Raw genomic sequence first — 18,128 nt, forward strand, 5'->3', positions numbered from 1 at the left:
CAGGCAGGCTTGGATCGCCCTCGGCGCCACGCTATAGGTGGGTACAACCATGCTGCAGCATGGCTGTCTGGTGTGCTCGGCCCCGCCAGGAAGTCGTCTGACCCGTTGTGGAGGCCGGCGTTCCCATGTCGTCCAATGTCATTGATCTGGTGGGCCCCGAACGGAGCCCGCGCAGTTCCCACGCCCCGCGTGTGCTGATCTACAGCCACGACACCTTCGGGCTGGGCCATATCCGGCGTTGCCGCGCCATCGCCAACGCGCTGGTCGCGAGCTTTCCGCACATCTCGGTCATCATCGTCTCGGGTTCCTCGGTGATCTCGAGCTTCCAGTTCGGTGACGGCGTCGACTATGTCCGCATCCCCGGCGTCGAGAAGCAGAGCGACGGCCATTACGGCCCGCATCACCTCAATCTCGAGCTCGACGACACGATCCGCCTGCGCACCGACATCATCAAGCAGACGGTGCTCTCCTTCGATCCGGACGTCGTGATCGTCGACAAGGAGCCCGTCGGCCTGCGCGGCGAGCTCAAGCCCGCGCTCGACATCCTGCGCCGGCGCGGCGCCCGTATCGTGCTCGGCCTGCGCGACGTGCTCGACGAGCCAGGGAAGCTGCTCGAGGAATGGCGCCACAGCGGTGCGCTGGAAGCGCTCGACACCATCTATGACGACGTCTTCGTCTATGGGCTGGAGAGCGTCTACGAGCCGCTCGCCGGGCTGCCGGATCAACAGCACTTCTCGGCCAAGACCCGCTATCTCGGCTATCTCAAGCGCGCGGTGCCCTCGCCCATGCCGCCCAACCGCTATCCGCGCATCACCAAGCAGCCCTTCATCCTCGTCACGCCCGGCGGCGGCGGCGACGGTGCCGGCGTCATCGACTGGGTGATCTCGGCCTATGAGGCGGACCCGACGATCGCGCTGCCCGCGCTGATCGTCTTCGGTCCGTTCATGTCCCGCGAGAAGCGCAAGGATTTCGCCGAGCGCATCGCGCGCAATCCCAAGCTCGAAGGGCTCGGCTTCGAGCCGCGCCTCGAACTGCTGATGAACCGCGCCCACTGCGTCGTCGCCATGGGCGGCTACAACACCTTTTGCGAGATCCTGTCCTTCGACAAGCCGGCGCTCGTCGTGCCGCGAGTCCGGCCGCGGCTGGAACAGGCGATCCGCGCCCATCGCGCCGAGGAGCTGGGGCTGATCGACGTCCTGGCCGACCCCGCCCAGGACGGCGACGGTGTACGCGACCCCATGGTCATGGCGGCAGCGCTCCACGCCCTGCCGAAGCGGCTGCCGCCGTCACAGGCCTTCGTGCCCGATCTGCTCGACGGCCTGCCTGCGATCTGTCGCGCGCTCGCCGAGAACCTCTCCTCGCCGGTGCGGACGCGTGCCCTGGCCCCGAGCGTGGCCTTGAGCTGAGCTGCGACATCTTGCAACCATCGCGGCAGCCATCTCGATGCTGGCAAAGTGCCGGTTGGCGGATTAAGCCTCAGTCATGACGCTCTCGAATTCGCTCGTCCCCATCGCCGTCGGTGCCGTTGCGGTGGTGCTGCTGCTCGGCCTGATCAACATGATGCGCGGCGGCAGCGCCAACACCTCGCAGAAGCTGATGCAACTGCGCGTCCAGCTTCAGTTCCTTGCCATCGTCATCGTCGTCTTCGTGCTCTGGTGGCGCAGCGGGCCGTGATTGGCCACGATGTTGCAAACATTTGAATCAATTTGACTTTCCGAATCGAAGGCGCTGTGGATCGAGGCCTTCAGGAAGGGCTTTGCCACAATCCGAACACGAGTGTGTGCGCTTCACTAACGCCAGTTTCCCTTCTCCGCCGGTGGTCATGGTTCGCGTCGCGTTGCTTCTTGTTGCCGGTTGCCTGCTCAGCTCGCCGGGCTGGGCACAATCGAGATCACTGTCGCCGGCCGTGTCGAGCTACGCGCCCGCCGCGGAACCGCCCGCTCCCGCCTGGGAGGCGCGCATCGGCGGAGGCCTCGCGAATCCGGGCGGCCGCGAGGGCGGATTGGCCAATATCGCCGGCGAGGTCCTGTCGCCGCGCCTCGTCCCGCTCAGCGACCGCATCGCCGCCGCCTTCATCCCGCGCTTCAACATCGGCTCCAGCGTGAACCTCAACGGCACCCGCTACGCCTATGCCGGCGCGGCCTGGACCTTCGACATCAGCAAGGACATCTTCGTCGAAGCGAGCCTCGCGGCGGCGGTCCATGACGGCAAGACCGGAGCGATCATCCCGGAAAATCGCCTGAGCCTCGGCTGCAACGCCGGCACGCGCGAGGCGGCGGCGCTCGGCTTCCGCCTGTCCGATCGCTGGAACCTCGTCACGACGCTCGAGCATTTCAGCACGGCGGGCTGCTCCGCCCAGCCCGGCACGGCTTCGCCGCGCGGCCCGGCCAATATCGGCGCCAAGCTCGGCTACACCTTCTGACATCAGGATGAGGACGGGGCGGCGAAGAGCCTGCTTCCGTCGAACCCGCGCCGCGCTATAAGCGGTGCATGGTCAAGCTCAACCGCATCTACACCCGCACCGGCGACGACGGCACCACCGGCCTGACATCCGGCCCGCGCCGCCCGAAATTCGACCTGCGGGTCGCGGCCTACGGCACCGTCGACGAGACCAATGCCTGCATCGGCCTGGCGCGGCTTCATGCCGCAGCCGAGGATGCCGAGGTCGACGCGATGCTCGGCCGCATCAGCAACGACCTCTTCGATCTCGGCGCGGATCTCTCGACGCCGGAGACCGACAAGCCCCTCGCCTTCGAGCCGCTGCGCATCGTCCAGTCCCAGGTCGACCGGCTCGAAAACGAGATCGACCGGCTCAACGGGACGCTGGCGCCGCTGCGTTCCTTCGTCCTGCCGGGCGGCACGCCGGCCGCGACCCATCTGCATCTCGCCCGCACCGTCAGCCGCCGGGCCGAGCGCCTGATGGCGGAGCTCGCCGCCACCGAAGGCGAGGCGGTCTCGGGCCCGGCCCTCAAATACATCAACCGGCTCTCGGATTTCCTGTTCGTTGCATCCCGCTTCCTCAATGCGAAGGCCGGCGGCGACGTTCTCTGGATTCCCGGACAGAATCGCTGAGCCGGCCATGTTCGTCCCGATCTATGACGGCGTGCCGCTGCGCTTCACCCGCTCAGCCTTCATCACCTACGGGCTGGTCGCGGCCTGCACGGTGATCCAGATCGCGCTCCGGTACTGGCCGCATCAGGAGAGCGACATCGCCATGATGGCCGGCTTCGGGATGATTCCCTCGGTGCTGTTCGGCACGGCCGTGCTGCCGGAAGGGCTGGTTCACGCGCCCGCCTGGCTGACCCCCTTCAGCAACATCCTGCTCCACGCCAGCTTCGCGCATCTCATCGGCAACATGCTGTTCCTCTGGGTCTTCGGCGACAATGTCGAGGACGCGATGGGCCATGCCCGCTTCCTCGCCTTCTTCTTCCTCTGCGGGCTCGGCGGCTCGCTCGCGCATGCGCTGGTCTATCCGGATTCGGAGCAGCCGCTGGTCGGGGCATCCGGCGCGATCTCGGGCGTCATCGCCGCCTATCTGATGCTCTACCCGCGCGTTCGGATCTGGGGTCTCGCCTTCAAATGGATCCCGGTCCACGTCCCGGCCGTCTATACGCTCGGTGGCTGGATCGTCTTCCAGGCCGCCTCGGCCTGGTTCGATCCGCAAGGCAATATCGGCTGGTGGGCCCATCTCGGCGGGCTCGCCACCGGAGCGGCGCTGACGCCCCTGTTCATCCGCCGCGGCGTCACCCTGTTCGGGCGTCGGGCCGCGCAGCCATGACACTGCCCGTCCCGGCTTCGATTCCGCCCGGATTGCGCCGGCTGACGGCGTTGACAAGCGCAAATGCCCATCGCTACGGTCCGACCGCATTCCAGCCGAAGGCCGCGATGCCGCCATCCCGCTCTCTCCGGCGGCGCGGCGCAAGGCGCATTTCTTCTGAACGGTGATCTGACGATGAAGATCTTGGTGCCCGTGAAGCGGGTTGTTGATTACAACGTGAAGATCCGCGTGAAGGCGGATGGGTCTGGCGTCGAGCTTGCGAACGTCAAGATGTCGATGAACCCGTTCGACGAGATCGCCGTCGAAGAGGCGCTGCGCCTGAAGGAAGCCGGCAAGGCGACCGAGGTGATCGTGGTTTCGATCGGCCCGGCTCAAGCCGCTGAGACGATCCGCACGGGCCTGGCCATGGGCGCCGACCGCGGCATCCTCGTGAAGGTCGATGGGCTGGTCGAGCCGCTGGCGGTGGCCAAGCTCCTGAAGAAGGTCGTCGAGCAGGAAGGCCCCGGCCTCGTCATCCTCGGCAAGCAGGCGATCGACGACGACGCCAACCAGACCGGCCAGATGCTCGCCGCGCTGCTCGGCTGGCCGCAGGGCACCTTCGCCTCCAAGGTCGTGGTCGGCGACGGCTCGGTCGACGTCACCCGCGAGGTCGATGGCGGCCTGCAGACGGTCCAGCTCAAGCTGCCGGCGATCGTCACCACGGATCTGCGCCTGAACGAGCCGCGCTACGCCTCGCTGCCCAACATCATGAAGGCGAAGAAGAAGCCGCTCGACGAGACCTCGGCCGAGACGCTCGGCGTCGATGTTTCGCCGCGCCTGAAGGTGCTGAAGACGGAGGAGCCGGCCGGCCGCTCCGCCGGCATCAAGGTGGCCAATGCCGCCGAACTCGTCTCCAAGCTCAAGACCGCCGGGGTGATCTGATGACCACACTGCTGATCGCCGAACACGACAACGTTTCCGTCAAGGACGCCACCGCCAAGGCGCTGACCGCCGCCGCCCAGCTCGGCGCACCCGTCCATATCCTCGTCGCCGGTGAGGGCGCCAAGGCCGCGGCCGAGGCGGCTGCGAAGCTCGCGGGCGTCGAGAAGGTGCTGCTCGCCGACGACGCGGCCTACGGCCACGCGCTGGCCGAGCCGCTGGCCGCGCTGATCGTCAAGCTGGCAAGCAATTACGACGCCATCGTCGCCCCCTCCACCACCACCGGCAAGAACGTGCTGCCGCGCATCGCCGCCCTGCTCGATGTGATGCAGGTCTCGGACGTCACCAAGGTCGTCTCGCCCGACACCTTCGAGCGCCCGGTCTATGCCGGCAACGCCATCCAGACGGTGCAATCCGCCGACGCGAAGAAGCTGCTGACGATCCGCACCGCCTCCTTCCAGGCGGCCGGAGAAGGCGGCTCGGCTGCCGTCGAGAGCGTCTCGGCCGCCGAGAACCCCGGCAACTCGTCCTTCAAGGGCGAGGAGGTCGCCAAGTCCGACCGTCCGGAGCTGGCCTCGGCCAAGATCATCATCTCGGGCGGGCGCGCGCTGGCTTCGGCCGAGAATTTCACCAAGGTGATCGAGCCCGTCGCCGACAAGCTCGGCGCCGCGATGGGCGCCTCGCGCGCCGCGGTCGATGCCGGCTACGCCCCCAACGACTGGCAGGTCGGCCAGACCGGCAAGGTGGTCGCACCCGAGCTCTACATCGCGGTCGGCATTTCCGGCGCGATCCAGCATCTCGCCGGCATGAAGGATAGCAAGGTCATCGTCGCCATCAACAAGGACGAGGAGGCGCCGATCTTCCAGATCGCCGATTACGGCCTCGTCGGCGACCTCTTCACCGTCCTGCCGGAGCTCGACGCCGAGCTCGGCAAGGCCGGCAAGTAAGACTTGGACTGAACGTGCCGGGCCGCCCCCATGGGCGGCCCGTTCGCTCCCGCGGGGAGCGGGAAAGATATCGGGATCGGATCATGTCGGACCAGGCGATCAGGAAGATCGGCATCATCGGGGCGGGCCAGATGGGCAACGGCATCGCCCATGTGGCGGCGGTGGCCGGGTTCGACGTGAAGCTGCACGACCTCGCCGAGGAGCGCATCAATGCGGCGCTGGCGACGATCGACGGCAACATGGCGCGTCAGGTGATGAAAGGCGCGCTTGCCGAGGACGAACGCCGCGCGGCCATCGGCCGGATCGAGGCGGCCCCAGGGCTGGAGAATCTCGGCGAGTGCGACCTCGTCATCGAGGCCGCGACCGAGAACGAGGAGGTCAAGCGCAAGATCTTCACCGCCGTCTGTCCGCATTTGCGGCCGAAGGCGATCCTGGCCTCCAACACCTCCTCGATCTCGATCACCCGGCTCGCGGCCGCGACCGACCGGCCCGAGCACTTCATCGGCATTCATTTCATGAACCCGGTGCCGCTGATGCAGCTCGTCGAGCTGATTCGCGGCATCGCCACCGATGACGGCACTTTCGAGCTCGCCAAGGACTTCGTCGGCAAGCTGCACAAGACGGCTTCGGTGTCGGAGGATTTTCCGGCCTTCATCGTCAACCGCATCCTGCTGCCGATGATCAACGAAGCCGTCTACACGCTCTATGAGGGCGTCGGCTCGGTCGAGGCGATCGACGTCGCCATGCGGCTCGGCGCCAACCATCCGATGGGTCCGCTCCAGCTCGCCGACTTTATCGGCCTCGACACCTGTCTGTCGGTGATGCAGGTGCTGCATGACGGTCTCGCCGACTCGAAATATCGCCCCTGCCCGCTGCTGGTGAAATATGTCGAGGCCGGCTGGCTCGGCCGCAAGACCAAGCGCGGATTCTACGATTATCGCGGCGAGAAACCCGTCCCGACCCGCTGAGCGAGCCTTGCGGCACCTCCTGCGCCGCGAACACGGCGGGTTTCCCTACGCGTCATGGCGAGGGGAAATGCCTCTCGGTCACGCACAGGCATGTCGCACCCGCAACAAGTTCCTTCACATTCCTGTCGTCTCGCGCTTACATTGATCGTCAGGCGGGATTCGTCCCGCTGACGAAGCGGAGGTGCGACGGGTTTGACGGCGCATGTGATGCATCCGATGGCGTCGCCGGACGGCTGTCCGGCTCTCGTCCTCAATGCCGATTTTCGGCCACTGAGCTACTATCCGCTATCTCTCTGGAGCTGGCAGGACGCGATCAAGGCGGTCTTCATGGACCGCGTCAACATCGTCTCGGAATACGATACGGTGGTCCGCAGTCCGAGCTTCGACATGCGGCTGCCCTCGGTCGTCTCGCTGAAGAGCTACATCAAGCCATCGCGGACACCGGCCTTCACCCGCTTCAACGTCTTCCTGCGTGACCGCTTCGCCTGCCAATATTGCGGCACGCGCGACGAGCTGACCTTCGACCATGTCGTGCCTCGCTCGAAGGGCGGGCTCACCACCTGGGAGAACGTCGTCGCGGCCTGCTCGCCCTGCAACCTGCGCAAGGGCGACAAGATGCCGGCCTATGTCGAGATGTTCCCGGCCCAGAAGCCCTATGCGCCGACGGTCAACGACCTCCATCGCAACGGCAAGCTCTTCCCGCCGAACTACCTGCATGAGAGCTGGCTCGACTATCTCTACTGGGATTCCGAGCTGGAGCCGTAAGCCGCATCCTTCATCTGTCGACCTGCTCGCGATCCTGAAACGCCGGATAAATGCCGCCGGTCGGAGAGAGCCAGTCGTTGACATATTCGATCAGGATCAGCGCGCTCTTGGATGCGTCGGTCATGGTATAACTCCTGGGATGGTGGTTAGGGTCAGGCGGCGATCATCGCGCCTTGCTTGCGCAGGTGGTCGCGAAACAGGTCGGGATAGGTGTCGATCACGGCGCTCTTGACGCTGGATCGCTCGGCGAGTGCCGCGCGCCACGCCGTCACCCGTGGCAGGCCAGCAAAGATCGGGTCCGCCACTTCCGGATCGATGATCCCGAAATAACGGAACAGCGGTGCGTAGACCGCATCGACCAGACCAAAGTCCGGCCCGGCGAAATACGGGCCGTCGCCCAGTTCCGCGTCGATCTTGCTCAGCCGATCTTGGAAGGCGGCCCGCCTGGCGTCGGCGGTCGCCATGTCCTTGGCGTGAAGGAACTGCCAGCCCTCCGCAAAGGTCTGGGTGGCGAATTCGATCCAGGCGCGATGCCGGGCCCGCAGCAGCGCATCATCGGGGTACATCGCCGCGCCGCCTTGCGTCTCGTTCAGATATTCGCAGATGACCACGCTTTCGAAGAGGATCGCATCCTCACCGCTCGACTGGCGCACCTTCAGCACCGGCACCTTGCCGGTCGGCGACAGGGCCAGAAACCAGTCGGGCTTGGCCGACAGGTCGACGTTGATCCGGTCGAACGCCACCCCCTTTTCGAGAAGGACGATCGCGGCGCGCTGGACGAATGGGCACAGCGGATGGCTGACGAGAGTGAGGCATTGCTCGGTCATGACGGTGTCTCGATGTGCTGGAACGGAGATCAGAGCGACTGGCCGCCCGACACGTCGAACGTCGTGCCGTTGGCCCAGCCGAAATCGTCGGACAGGATCGCTGCGACTGCGCCGCCGATGTCGTCGGGCTGACCGACGCGGCCTAGCGCGATCTTGCTCGCGACGAAGGCATGAGCCTGTTCGTCATCGCGGACCCTACCACCGCCGAAATCGGTGGCGATGGCGCCGGGCGCGATGGCGTTGACGCGGATCTGCCGCGCGCCGAGCTCAAGCGCCATGAACCGCGTCAGCGTCTCGAGCCCCGCCTTGGCCGCGGCATAGAGGCCGAAGCTGGCCATCGACGTGCGCGTGAAGCCCGTCGAGACGTTGAGGATGCGTCCGCCATCGGCGATGATCGGCAGCAATGCCTGCGTCAGGAACACCGGTCCGCGCAGGTGCATGTCGATCATCATATCGAACTGTTCTTCGCTTGCGTCAGCGACCTGCACGTGGACGACGGCACCGGCGTTGTTGACCAGATAGTCGAACCGGTCGCTGCCGAAGCGGCTCCGGAGCGTCTCGGCGAAAGATGCGGCGAAGGCCGGAAAGCTCGCCACCTTGGTGACGTCGAGCGCGAGCATCGCCGCCGTGCCGCCCAGCGCCTCGATCTCGCTTACCAGCGCATCGGCTTCCGCCGCGCCCTGGCGATAGGTGCCGACGATGCCGACGCCGCGACGGGCGAGATGCAGCGCCATGTTGCGACCGAGGCCGCGGCTGGCGCCGGTAATGAGTGCGATCTTCTGAGACATGGCTGCGTTCCTTGTGATTTTGATTTTCCGGACGGCGCGCCGCTTAGGCGTCGCGTTCGCTGCCGGTCAGATAGGCGCTTGCTGTGTCCGAAGCCCCGCCTGATGCTCTCAATTACTTGCCTGATTGTCTCAGGCTCTTTGCGGGCAGGAGGATTGATGTCATATGCCTTGGCATGACCGACAGCCTGAAGCCCCTTTGCGATCTCGCGCTCCGCCACGGGCGAACCGGAATGACCATTACGCCGATCCCGCGCCTGGAAATCGGCGTGGGACAGGCGACCTCGGGCACGTCGCCATGTCTCTACCGTTCGATGATCTGCTTCATTCTGCAGGGATCGAAAGAGGTGGCCATCCACGACGAGCTGCTGCGCTACGACGCGTCTCAATATCTGGTCAGCGCACTCGATCTACCCTTGAGCGGGCAGATTCACGATGCCGACGACGGCAGTCCATATGTGTCGGTTTCGCTGGTCCTCGATCCGGCGCTTCTCGCCGAGGTCGCATCGACGATGCCGGCGGTGCGCGATGCGGACACACCAGGCAGCGGCATCGCGATCAACCCGATGACGCCTCTGCTGCGCGACACGCTGCTGCGGCTGCTGGCGTTGCTCGACACGCCTGCGGACATCCCGGCGCTCGCGCCGATGGCCGAGCGCGAATTGCTCTATCGTCTCTTGCAGGGCCCGCAGGGGCGACTGTTGCGTCACATCGCCCGCCCAGAAGGCGCGATCGGCGGTATCCGCCGCGCGGTCGAATGGATTCGCGACCACGGCAATAGGCGGCTGCGGATCGAGGCGCTGTGCGAAGCCGCTGGCATGAGCCGCGCGAGCCTGCATCGCCACTTCGTTGCGCTGACTGGATTGAGCCCGATCCAATATCAGAAGCAGCTACGCCTTCAGGAAGCGCGCCAGTTGCTGCTCGCCGGCGACCGAAGTGCATCCGACGTCGCCTATGCGGTCGGCTATGAAAGCGCCTCTCAGTTCAGCCGCGAATATCTGCGGCAGTTCGGGGCTCCACCCGTCCGCGACGTGCGCAAACTCAGGCAGTCGATCGACAATCAAATGATCAATTAGTCGTCCGTCAGCTTCGAAGCTTTTGACTCCAAGGCTGTTCAAGGGAACCGGGGCGCATCGCCCCATGCGAGCCGTTGCGCTGGACTTCCCAGATCACCATCCTCTTCGCCGAACAGGATCGCCTGTTGCGACCTGCGGCGGAGGTTACCCAGTCGAGCGTTGCCTGTGCCTTGGTCGAGGCACAAGCAGGCATCGCCTTGCTGGACAGGCTGAGTATTCTCTACAGCCCGACAAGCCACGCTCTCAAATTTGTTCCCTTGCGCCCTGAAGAGCGCATTGTCGGACGGCTCGTCCTGGCTGCGGGCGCTCAGCCGACCGCCGCCTCACGAGAGTTCTGTATCGAACTGCGCCATCTTGTCGGAGAGATCGCCGAAACGGTGTCAGGATTCGGTCTGGTTTCCGCTTGAACCGCTATGCGATCTGCAGGGCGATCGTCGGAAGGGGGGCATCCCGCGTTTCGCATGCAAATTTATGCCAAATCAGAGCTGAAAACATGCTCATTGAGATCCCGCGTACTGTCGCTCGATTCCGCAGCGACTTCCCGGCTGACTTGAGCTGAACCTAACTCACCTTGGCAGGGCGCAGGTGAGACGCTGCACCTCTGCCTATGGAGCGCCGCGAGGGGGCTAAGCTTCGGGCATAGAACAGCGGCGCCTGGGCACTCGGATAATCGAAACCCGTGTTTGAGTATCTTCGCCCGTAAATCAGGGCCTCCGCCGATCCAAGACCAATTCTGGATCGGCGGTGCAGTGACCGAAGAGCCGTTTTCCTGAATGGAGTCCCGTTGGTCAAGGCGACGGACGATTGCTCCTTGCGGTTCACGGAAGAGCAACTCATCAGCATGCTGAATGAGCAGGATGCCGGAGCGGCGAAGGCGGATGTCCGCCGCAAGCGCGGCGTGTCCTCGGCCCGACAACTGAATTGACTTTATCGGTCCCCGCGACAAGTCGCGCCCGGCGACCGTGCCGCTCTGCGTTGACGCGCGCCTGGAATCCGAGCGTGATGATCAGGTGGCATTGGCTGGCCACGTTGAGGCAGAGTCACGGGGCCCTGTAGGTGCACATTTTTTGGCACTGGGAAGCCGCCACTGGGCGGATAGCGTGGAAGTCGGGGCAGGACGGCTTCGACGAAGCAGCATTCCCGAACTTTAGAGGAGCTCTTGCAGGCGATCCCCTGGTCACGGTTGGGGCAGAGCCGGTTCCGTTAAGCGAAGCCTTGGCCTCGCTTAAAGAGGGTCGCGGCCTCACCGCGACGATCGTGACGTGGCCTGAACGCCCAGAACTTGAGGACGTTCGTCTTTCCGGCTTCAGGAGTGACGTCGTAGCGAGCGGCGTCGTGGAGTGGAGGGATCTTTCCCTCGCAGCGAGCCCCAACGAGCTGACAGCAGCGCTGATCGAGGGCATCGAGGCGCTGCCCGAGGCATTCGTCCTGTATGACGACCAGGATCGGATGATCATCTGCAACGAGCAGTACCGGCGCCTGTACCCATTGGTCGCCGACATGATGAAGCCCGGCATGCGCTTCAGCGACGTCGTGCATGAGAGCGTCGCGCGCGGCGTCTTCCAGATCGACGAGGATAGCAAGACTTGGGCGGAACGGCGCATCTCCTTCCACCAGGCCGGCATCGGTTTCTTCGAGCAACACCTTTCGGATGGACGCTGGATTCAGGTCAGCGAGCGGCGGACCGCCTTCGGCGGCACGACCAGCATCCGAGCAGACATCACCGTGCTGAAGGAGCGTGAGCGGGATCTGCGAGCGGCGCGCGCCAAGGCAGAGACGGAGGCCACGGCACGAACGGCCTTCATCGCCAAAGTCGGGCACGAGCTGCGTAACCCGCTCAACGTTATCCTCGGGATCGCCCAGATTCTCGCGGGCGAAGCCCTGCCGAAGCGGCAGCGGGCGTTGATCGACAGCCTCGTCGGCGCCTCGCGGGCGATGCGCGACGTGCTCAACGACGTGTTGGACATCGCCAAGGTGCAGTCAGGGCAAGTCGATATCCGCCTCGAGAGCATCGAGACCAAGCCGTTCGTGCAGGAGATGGTCAACATCGCCCGGACCATGACGGCGCAGAAGGGTCTCGCCATGCGCTCCCGCATCGAAACAACGCTCCCGGATCGGATGGTGACAGACCCGCGGCGTCTGCGGCAGATCCTGTTCAATCTGCTCGGCAACGCCGTCAAATACACACCCTCCGGCTCGATCACGCTGGCATGCTCGCTGCGTTCGCCTTCGGGTGGCCAGGACGTCCTCGATATCTCCGTGACGGATTCCGGACCGGGCATCTCACCACGGCTGACGGACCGGGTGCTCCAGCCCTATGCCCGACAGCGGGAGCATGTCACGGCCGGCGTAGAGGGCCTGGGCCTCGGGCTCTCGATCAGCGAGGAGCTGGCCGCCGCGATTGGCGCTCGTCTCGGCATCGAACCGGGGCCACGCGGCGGAACGCGCGCCTGGATCACCATTCCGATCGGGGCGGCCGGCGAGCCGGGCCATCCGCGTGTGATGCCGGCGGCGCGTCAGGGGCTCCGGCCAGGGCCGCCGCTCAACATCCTCGTCATCGATGACGAGCAGACCAATCTCATCGTGGCGGACGCCCTGCTGCAGCGGCTCGGACACAGCGTCACGACCGCGCGTGACGGGCAGGAAGGCATGAGGGCACTGCGCGCGGGCTGCTACGACGCCGTGCTCCTCGACATCTCGATGCCGGAGATATCGGGCATTGAGATCGCGCGCCGGATCGCAGCGGAAAAGCTGGGCGGCCCCGGTTTCGCGATCATCGCCATGACCGGTAACGTCATGCCCGAAGACATCAAGGCCTATCTCGCGGCAGGCTTCACCGGCTTCATCGAGAAGCCGGTCGAGTTCGACGATCTCGGCGAGCTTCTCGTCTCGGTGCGCCGGGATCTCGCGGGGCATGGTGTGCTCGGACCCGGCGAACGTGTCCGCTTTCCCCGCGCCGAAAGCGCCCGTGCCTTCGACAGGACGCCGCTCGACCGCATGGTGGCCGACATTGGTCACGACAGCGTCGCTTCGATCGTCGCGACCGGCATCGTGACCTTCGGCCAGACCATCGAGATGCTCGCATCGGAAGACGGCGAGGCGCTGGAACGGCTGCTGCACAAGGTTCACGCGGTCGCCGGCCTGCTCGGGCTGGACGAACTGGCACGCAGCGCACGGCGCGACGAGCGCAACGCCTCGTCGCTTTCGCCGGAGCAGCGCGACGATCTGAAAGATGCGCTCGCAAAGGCGATCGTACAGATCAAGCTCTACGCACTGGACCTCGAGGTCACCGCCCCGCCGGACTGAGCGGCCGGCGCGGCAGGGTCAGTTTGTAGCCGACGCCGTAAACCGTCTTCAGCAGGGCGGCATCGAGACCGATCGATTTCAGGCGGCGGCGCAGCCGCGACATCCTGATATCGACCGCACGCTCAGATTCGGGCGGTTCGCCTGCCGCGATGGCGTCGATGATCTGGGCGCGGGTGAGCACGCGATCGGGATTGCGGGCCAGAAATCTCAACAGCGCGAACTCGGTCGCGCCGAGATCGAGGCATTCTCCCGAAGGAGCGACGAGCGCATGGCCAGCCAGATCCAGCTCGCCGCCCGCGCAGAGCAGGCGAGGGCCCGACGGGCGCCCGCGCCGTTCGCCGCGGCGCAGGATGTTGTCGAGCCGCAGCACCAGCTCGCGCGGCTCGAACGGCTTCGTGACGAAATCATCCGCACCGAGCTCCAGCGCGGCGAGCCGGTCCTCGCGGCCATTGCGGCCAGTCGAGACGATAATCGGGATCGACGAGCGGGCGCGCAGCATCCGCGTCAGCACGATGCCGTCCTCGTCCGGCAGCGTCAGATCGACGATAGCGGCATCCCAGCTACCGGAATCGAGCTTGCGCAGGCCTTCCTTGGCCGAAGTGGCGCGGTCCGTCGCGTAGCCGGCCGTTCTAAAATAGGCGGCGAGCAGCAAGCCGAACGTGTCGTCGTCCTCGATCAGCAGAATCTTCTTGATCGCCCGCCTCCCCTGACTGGCAGCGCCGGCTGGAAATCCGGCCAGCTTTCTCGAACATGAAATCTTTATGAAACATTTTCAACACATTATGGAAACCTCGTCAGCCTAGTATGTCTGCCGGGCCGAAGCAGCCCGCGCGACCGGCATGACTGCCGGCCAGCAAGCAGGGGAACAACCGTGACAGACCTGACAGCTTTCTCGCGCCGGCTCGACCGGCGTCGGTTCCTTGCGGCCGGTACGATGCTGGGCGCGGCGGCGATGCTGCCGCGCGGCGCGCAGGCCCAGGCTGGCGAGCTCGTCGTCTCGAATTGGGGCGGCGACTGGAACGACCGCATCGTCAAGGGGTTCGAGACGCCGGCCTTCGGCGGCTCGCAGCTACGCATCGTCCACGACCTGGCTCCCGTCCCGGAGCGCAAGACGAAGCTCCTGGCGGAGCGGCGCCTGCCCCGCGGCAGTATCGACGTGACCTGGCTCAGCGACGCCGACGCCTATGAGATGAACGCGCAGGGCGTGCTCGAAACGCTCGACATGTCCCGTCTTCCCAGCGGCAAGAACATCGTCGAGAAGCTGCGCCTGCCCTATCTCGTGCCGGCGATCTATGGCGGTGTCGTCGTGCTCTACAACCCGGCGAAGATTCCTGAGCCGCCGACCAGCTTCGCCGATCTCTGGAATCCGAAATATGCCGGCCGCGTCGGCGTCATGGACCAGTTGCACTTCAACTACATCTACGCAGCTTCGCTGAGCCATGGCGGCACCATGAGCGACGTCTCGAAGGCTTTCCCGGCGCTGCTGGACATGAAGAAGGCGGTGCAGCCGCGGCTCTACCCCTCGCATCAGGCCCTCGCGGCGGCGTTCCAGTCCGAGGAGATCTGGATCTCGGCGAATTATAGCGCGCGTGCCGTACAGTGGGAAAAGGAAGGGCTGCCGATCCGCTGGGCCTATCCGAAGGAAGGCGCGATCTTCATCTCCTTCGGCGCCGGCATCCCGAAGAAGGCGCGCAATGTCGAAGCGGCATACAGTTATCTCGAGGCGATGCTGCAGCCCAAGCCGATGGGCGCCATCTCGCTGGCCACCTCGTACTCGGTGGTCACTAACAACGCCGAGCTTCCGCCCGAGGAACGCAAGCACCTCGAATTCACGCAGGACCAGATCGCGAAGCTCAACTTCGTCGACTACCCCTATGCGGCCAAGAGCGACCCGAAATGGGTCGAATGGTGGAACAAGGAATTCAAGGCTTGACCGCCGCCTCGATGATCGACGAGGGCAGCGCGGCCCATGCGCCGGGCCGCCGCGTTCGACGTACGCCTCGATCCGGTGTCGGCTGGCTGCTGGCGCCGAGCCTGGCGCTGGTTCTGGCAGGGTTGATCCTGCCGCTGGTGCTGATGGCGCGCTACAGCCTCGCGCATTTCGACCCGGCCGCGACGGAGGTGTCTGGCTTCGGCGTGGAGAACTATGTTCGCTTCTTCGGCGACCCCTTCTACCTCTGGATCCTGGCGCGCACGCTCACGGTGGCCTTGGCCTGCACGGCAATCTGCCTGCTGCTCGGCGTGCCAGCCGCATATGTCATCAGCCGGGTGTCGAACCGGAGGCTCAAGACCGCGCTGATCCTGGCGGCCGTCATTCCGCTGCTGATGGGCAATGCGGTTCGCGCCGCCGGCTGGATGGTCCTGCTCGCCGATAAGGGGCTGATCAACTCCGCACTGCTGGTCACCGGCGTCATCTCCGAGCCCGTGCGCATCCTCTATACGGGGTCGGCCGTCGTCATCGGCCTGATCGCCGTGCTGCTGCCCTTCATGATCATCTCACTGCAGAGCGTCTTCGAGGGCATCGGCGAGACCTATGAGGAAGCGGCCGCGACCATGGGCGCGCGCCCCTGGACGACCTTCTTCCGCGTGACGCTGCCGCTCGCCATGCCCGGCATCTTCTCCGGTTGCCTGCTCTGCTTCGTGCTGGCGGTGAACGCCTATGCGACGCCGGTGCTGATCGGCGGTCCGTCCTTCCAGATGATGGCCCCGAAGGTCTACGAGCAGGCGATCAAGGTCTACAACTGGCCCTTCGCCGCGACGTTGGCCTTCATCCTCATGGGCGTGACGTTGGCCCTAACCTTGCTGTCCAGCATCACCCTGCAGAAGCGCTACGGGGCGCTATGACCATGCGGATTTCAGACATGTCGGTGACCCGTTCGTTCAGGCCGGCGATGATCGGCGGCTGCATCCTGGCCTTCGTCATGGTGCTCGCCCCCCTGGTCGCGATCATCTGGGTGAGCTTCTTCGAGAACAAGATCATCAGCTTCCCGCCGACCGGCTACACGCTGAACTGGTACGCGATGGCCTGGGAGATGCCGCGCTTCCGCGACGGTTTCGCGACCAGCCTGAAGCTCGGCGTGCTCGCGACGGCGATCAGCCTCGCGGTCGGCATCCCGGCATCGGTGGTGCTGGCGCGCGGACGCTTTCCGGGGCGCGAAGCGATCCAGTCCTTGCTACTGGCGCCGCTGATCGTGCCGGGGATCGTGGCGGGCGCGGCCTTCTACATGTTCCTGATCGAGGTCGAGATCGTGACCGGTATCCAGGTTGCGACCACCTTCACGGGGCTCGCGATCGCGCACAGCCTGATCGCCTTGCCATGGACGGTCAGGCTCGTGACCGCCTCGCTGCTCGGCGTCGATCCGCAGTTGCGCGAAGCAGCCCTGACGATGGGTGCGCGCCCGTTCACCGCCTTCCGGCGCGTGACCTGGCCGGTGATCCGGCCGGGCGTCGTCGCGGGCGCACTGTTCTCCTTCGTCGTCTCCTTCGTCGATCTGGAGAAGTCGCTTTTCCTGGTCGGTCCCGGCACGACCACGCTGCCGATCGTCATCGTGAACTATCTGGAATGGAGCGTCGACCCGACCATCGCCGCGGTCGCCACTGTCCAGATCGCTCTGATCGCGACCGGCCTCATCATCACCGATCGCTATTTCAAGCTGGCGCGAGCCTTCTGAGAGGCCTCCGATGTCGCAAATATCCCTACAGAACGTCACCAAGCGCTACGGTAATCTGACGACGGTCGATCGTGTGTCGCTCGATATCGGCCAAGGCGAGTTCGTCGCCTTCCTCGGTCCGTCGGGCTGCGGCAAGACCACCACGTTGCGCATGATCGCCGGGCTGACGTTGGCGAGCGAAGGCAGCATCCGCTTCGGCACGCGCGACGTGACCGATCTGCCGCCCTATCTGCGCAATGCTGGCCTCGTCTTCCAGGGCTATGCGCTCTTCCCGCATATGACGGTTGCGCAGAACGTCGCGTTCGGGCTGGAAATGCGCGGGGTCGACCGCACGCAGGCCCAGCGCCGGGTGCAGGAAGCGCTGGCACTCGTCAAGCTCGATCACTTCGCTGACCGCCTGCCGAAGCAGCTTTCCGGAGGCCAGCAACAGCGCGTCGCACTCGCCCGCGCCATCGTCTACGAACCGGAGGTCCTGCTCCTCGACGAGCCGCTCTCGGCGCTCGACGCCAAGCTGCGGCATGAGGTGCGGACCGATCTCCGCCGCCTCCAATCCCGGTTGGGCCTGACAACGATCTTCGTCACGCATGATCAGGACGAGGCAATCGCGGTCGCGGACCGCGTCGTTGTGATGTCCGCCGGCAAGGTCGAACAGGTCGGCACGCCGCGCGAGATTTATCAGCGTCCCGCCAACCGCTTCGTTGCGGAATTCATCGGTCTCACCAACATCTTCGCAGGCAGCATCGAGGCGGGAGGCAACTTCCTGACCGAGGGAGGCGAACGCTTCGCGGTGTCTTCCGAACGGGGCGCGGCCGGGGTCACCGCTTTTGCCGTGCGGCCGGAGCAGATTTCGCTGCATAACGGCCTCGGCTCGAGCGCCGCCCCCGGCCTTGGCGCCCTGCTGGCGACCGTCGAGGACGTCATCTATCGCGGCTCCCTGACGGAGGTCGTCGTGCGGACGAGCTCCGGAATGCCGATCGTCGTGCATCGCCAGAACGCGGAGCTTCCGAGCGAGAACGAGCTGCGGCCGGGTCAACCGGTCGTCGCATCCTGGCCGGCCGGAGCGGCGATGCTGTTCTGACCGGCGCCC

At 65.5% G+C, this 18,128-nt stretch carries 20 protein-coding genes and 1 pseudogene; 17 read left to right on the forward strand and 4 right to left on the reverse strand.

What is annotated here, in order from left to right; translation table 11 throughout:
- Positions 1 to 125: 125 nt before the first annotated feature.
- From IED13_RS17810 to IED13_RS17850, 9 genes are all read left to right on the forward strand, one after another.
- A complete protein-coding gene (locus IED13_RS17810; protein ID WP_113254924.1) occupies positions 126 to 1,406 on the forward strand; it encodes a glycosyltransferase family protein in 1,281 nt (426 codons plus the stop codon).
- Between the two features lie 76 nt (positions 1,407 to 1,482).
- Positions 1,483 to 1,674: a twin transmembrane helix small protein gene (locus IED13_RS17815; RefSeq protein ID WP_038363727.1), complete on the forward strand. Its 192-nt coding sequence runs from the start codon at positions 1,483 to 1,485 to the stop codon at positions 1,672 to 1,674.
- 232 nt (positions 1,675 to 1,906) lie between these two features.
- On the forward strand, positions 1,907 to 2,422 hold the full coding sequence (locus IED13_RS17820) for an acyloxyacyl hydrolase (RefSeq protein ID WP_162720107.1): 516 nt from the start codon (positions 1,907 to 1,909) through the stop codon (positions 2,420 to 2,422).
- 68 nt (positions 2,423 to 2,490) lie between these two features.
- Positions 2,491 to 3,072 (forward strand): cob(I)yrinic acid a,c-diamide adenosyltransferase, encoded by a 582-nt coding sequence (locus IED13_RS17825; RefSeq protein ID WP_191124947.1) that lies wholly within the window; start codon positions 2,491 to 2,493, stop codon positions 3,070 to 3,072.
- A 7-nt stretch (positions 3,073 to 3,079) separates the two neighbouring features.
- Complete coding sequence (locus IED13_RS17830; RefSeq protein WP_038363723.1) at positions 3,080 to 3,778, forward strand: rhomboid family intramembrane serine protease; 699 nt, start codon at positions 3,080 to 3,082, stop codon at positions 3,776 to 3,778.
- Positions 3,779 to 3,952: 174 nt separating this feature from the next.
- Entirely contained in the window at positions 3,953 to 4,699 is a 747-nt protein-coding gene (locus IED13_RS17835) for an electron transfer flavoprotein subunit beta/FixA family protein (protein WP_191124948.1), read from the forward strand.
- Complete coding sequence (locus tag IED13_RS17840; RefSeq protein ID WP_191124949.1) at positions 4,699 to 5,643, forward strand: electron transfer flavoprotein subunit alpha/FixB family protein; 945 nt, start codon at positions 4,699 to 4,701, stop codon at positions 5,641 to 5,643. The genes IED13_RS17835 and IED13_RS17840 overlap by 1 nt, the downstream gene beginning before the upstream one ends.
- 83 nt (positions 5,644 to 5,726) lie before the next feature.
- Positions 5,727 to 6,611, forward strand: coding sequence for a 3-hydroxybutyryl-CoA dehydrogenase (locus IED13_RS17845; protein WP_038363715.1), 885 nt, complete (start codon positions 5,727 to 5,729; stop codon positions 6,609 to 6,611).
- 207 nt (positions 6,612 to 6,818) lie between these two features.
- On the forward strand, positions 6,819 to 7,376 hold the full coding sequence (locus tag IED13_RS17850; protein WP_038364399.1) for an HNH endonuclease: 558 nt from the start codon (positions 6,819 to 6,821) through the stop codon (positions 7,374 to 7,376).
- Between the two features lie 16 nt (positions 7,377 to 7,392).
- On the opposite strand, the pseudogene IED13_RS17855 reads toward IED13_RS17850, so the two are convergent.
- The 3 genes and pseudogenes from IED13_RS17855 to IED13_RS17865 form a co-directional block, all read right to left on the reverse strand.
- A pseudogene (locus IED13_RS17855) lies at positions 7,393 to 7,500 on the reverse strand (cysteine hydrolase family protein); the annotation flags it as partial.
- Positions 7,501 to 7,528: 28 nt separating this feature from the next.
- Positions 7,529 to 8,203 (reverse strand): glutathione S-transferase family protein, encoded by a 675-nt coding sequence (locus IED13_RS17860; protein WP_191124950.1) that lies wholly within the window; start codon positions 8,201 to 8,203, stop codon positions 7,529 to 7,531.
- Between the two features lie 29 nt (positions 8,204 to 8,232).
- Positions 8,233 to 8,991: an SDR family NAD(P)-dependent oxidoreductase gene (locus IED13_RS17865; RefSeq protein WP_191124951.1), complete on the reverse strand. Its 759-nt coding sequence runs from the start codon at positions 8,989 to 8,991 to the stop codon at positions 8,233 to 8,235.
- Positions 8,992 to 9,164: 173 nt separating this feature from the next.
- Here IED13_RS17865 and IED13_RS17870 point away from each other — a divergent pair, with 173 nt between their 5' ends.
- The 4 genes from IED13_RS17870 (at position 9,165) to IED13_RS17885 (ending at position 13,370) form a co-directional block, all read left to right on the forward strand.
- On the forward strand, positions 9,165 to 10,064 hold the full coding sequence (locus tag IED13_RS17870; protein WP_191124952.1) for an AraC family transcriptional regulator: 900 nt from the start codon (positions 9,165 to 9,167) through the stop codon (positions 10,062 to 10,064).
- 74 nt (positions 10,065 to 10,138) lie between these two features.
- A complete protein-coding gene (locus IED13_RS17875; RefSeq protein WP_191124953.1) occupies positions 10,139 to 10,471 on the forward strand; it encodes a type 2 periplasmic-binding domain-containing protein in 333 nt (110 codons plus the stop codon).
- 377 nt (positions 10,472 to 10,848) lie between these two features.
- Positions 10,849 to 10,989 (forward strand): hypothetical protein, encoded by a 141-nt coding sequence (locus tag IED13_RS17880; RefSeq protein ID WP_191124954.1) that lies wholly within the window; start codon positions 10,849 to 10,851, stop codon positions 10,987 to 10,989.
- Positions 10,990 to 11,399: 410 nt separating this feature from the next.
- Positions 11,400 to 13,370, forward strand: coding sequence for a response regulator (locus tag IED13_RS17885; protein ID WP_191124955.1), 1,971 nt, complete (start codon positions 11,400 to 11,402; stop codon positions 13,368 to 13,370).
- Here the strand turns inward: IED13_RS17885 and IED13_RS17890 are convergent.
- A complete protein-coding gene (locus IED13_RS17890; RefSeq protein ID WP_318652283.1) occupies positions 13,351 to 14,133 on the reverse strand; it encodes a response regulator transcription factor in 783 nt (260 codons plus the stop codon). The genes IED13_RS17885 and IED13_RS17890 overlap by 20 nt on opposite strands.
- Positions 14,134 to 14,241: 108 nt before the next feature.
- On the opposite strand from IED13_RS17890, the gene IED13_RS17895 reads away from it, so the two are divergent.
- Genes IED13_RS17895 through IED13_RS17910 form a run of 4 tightly spaced genes read left to right on the forward strand, consistent with a single transcriptional unit; the run spans position 14,242 to position 18,119 of the window.
- A complete protein-coding gene (locus IED13_RS17895) occupies positions 14,242 to 15,303 on the forward strand; it encodes an ABC transporter substrate-binding protein (protein WP_191124957.1) in 1,062 nt (353 codons plus the stop codon).
- The gene (locus tag IED13_RS17900; RefSeq protein ID WP_248312649.1) at positions 15,300 to 16,214 is read left to right on the forward strand and encodes an ABC transporter permease; all 915 of its coding nucleotides are present in this window, start codon (positions 15,300 to 15,302) and stop codon (positions 16,212 to 16,214) included. Before IED13_RS17895 ends, IED13_RS17900 begins: the two co-directional genes overlap by 4 nt.
- A gap of 17 nt (positions 16,215 to 16,231) precedes the next feature.
- Positions 16,232 to 17,041: an ABC transporter permease gene (locus IED13_RS17905; RefSeq protein WP_038363695.1), complete on the forward strand. Its 810-nt coding sequence runs from the start codon at positions 16,232 to 16,234 to the stop codon at positions 17,039 to 17,041.
- A 10-nt stretch (positions 17,042 to 17,051) separates the two neighbouring features.
- Positions 17,052 to 18,119, forward strand: coding sequence for an ABC transporter ATP-binding protein (locus IED13_RS17910; RefSeq protein WP_191124958.1), 1,068 nt, complete (start codon positions 17,052 to 17,054; stop codon positions 18,117 to 18,119).
- Positions 18,120 to 18,128: the final 9 nt, after the last annotated feature.

The sequence above is a fragment of the Allobosea spartocytisi genome (genome assembly GCF_014764685.1).
GTDB lineage: Bacteria > Pseudomonadota > Alphaproteobacteria > Rhizobiales > Beijerinckiaceae > Allobosea > Allobosea spartocytisi.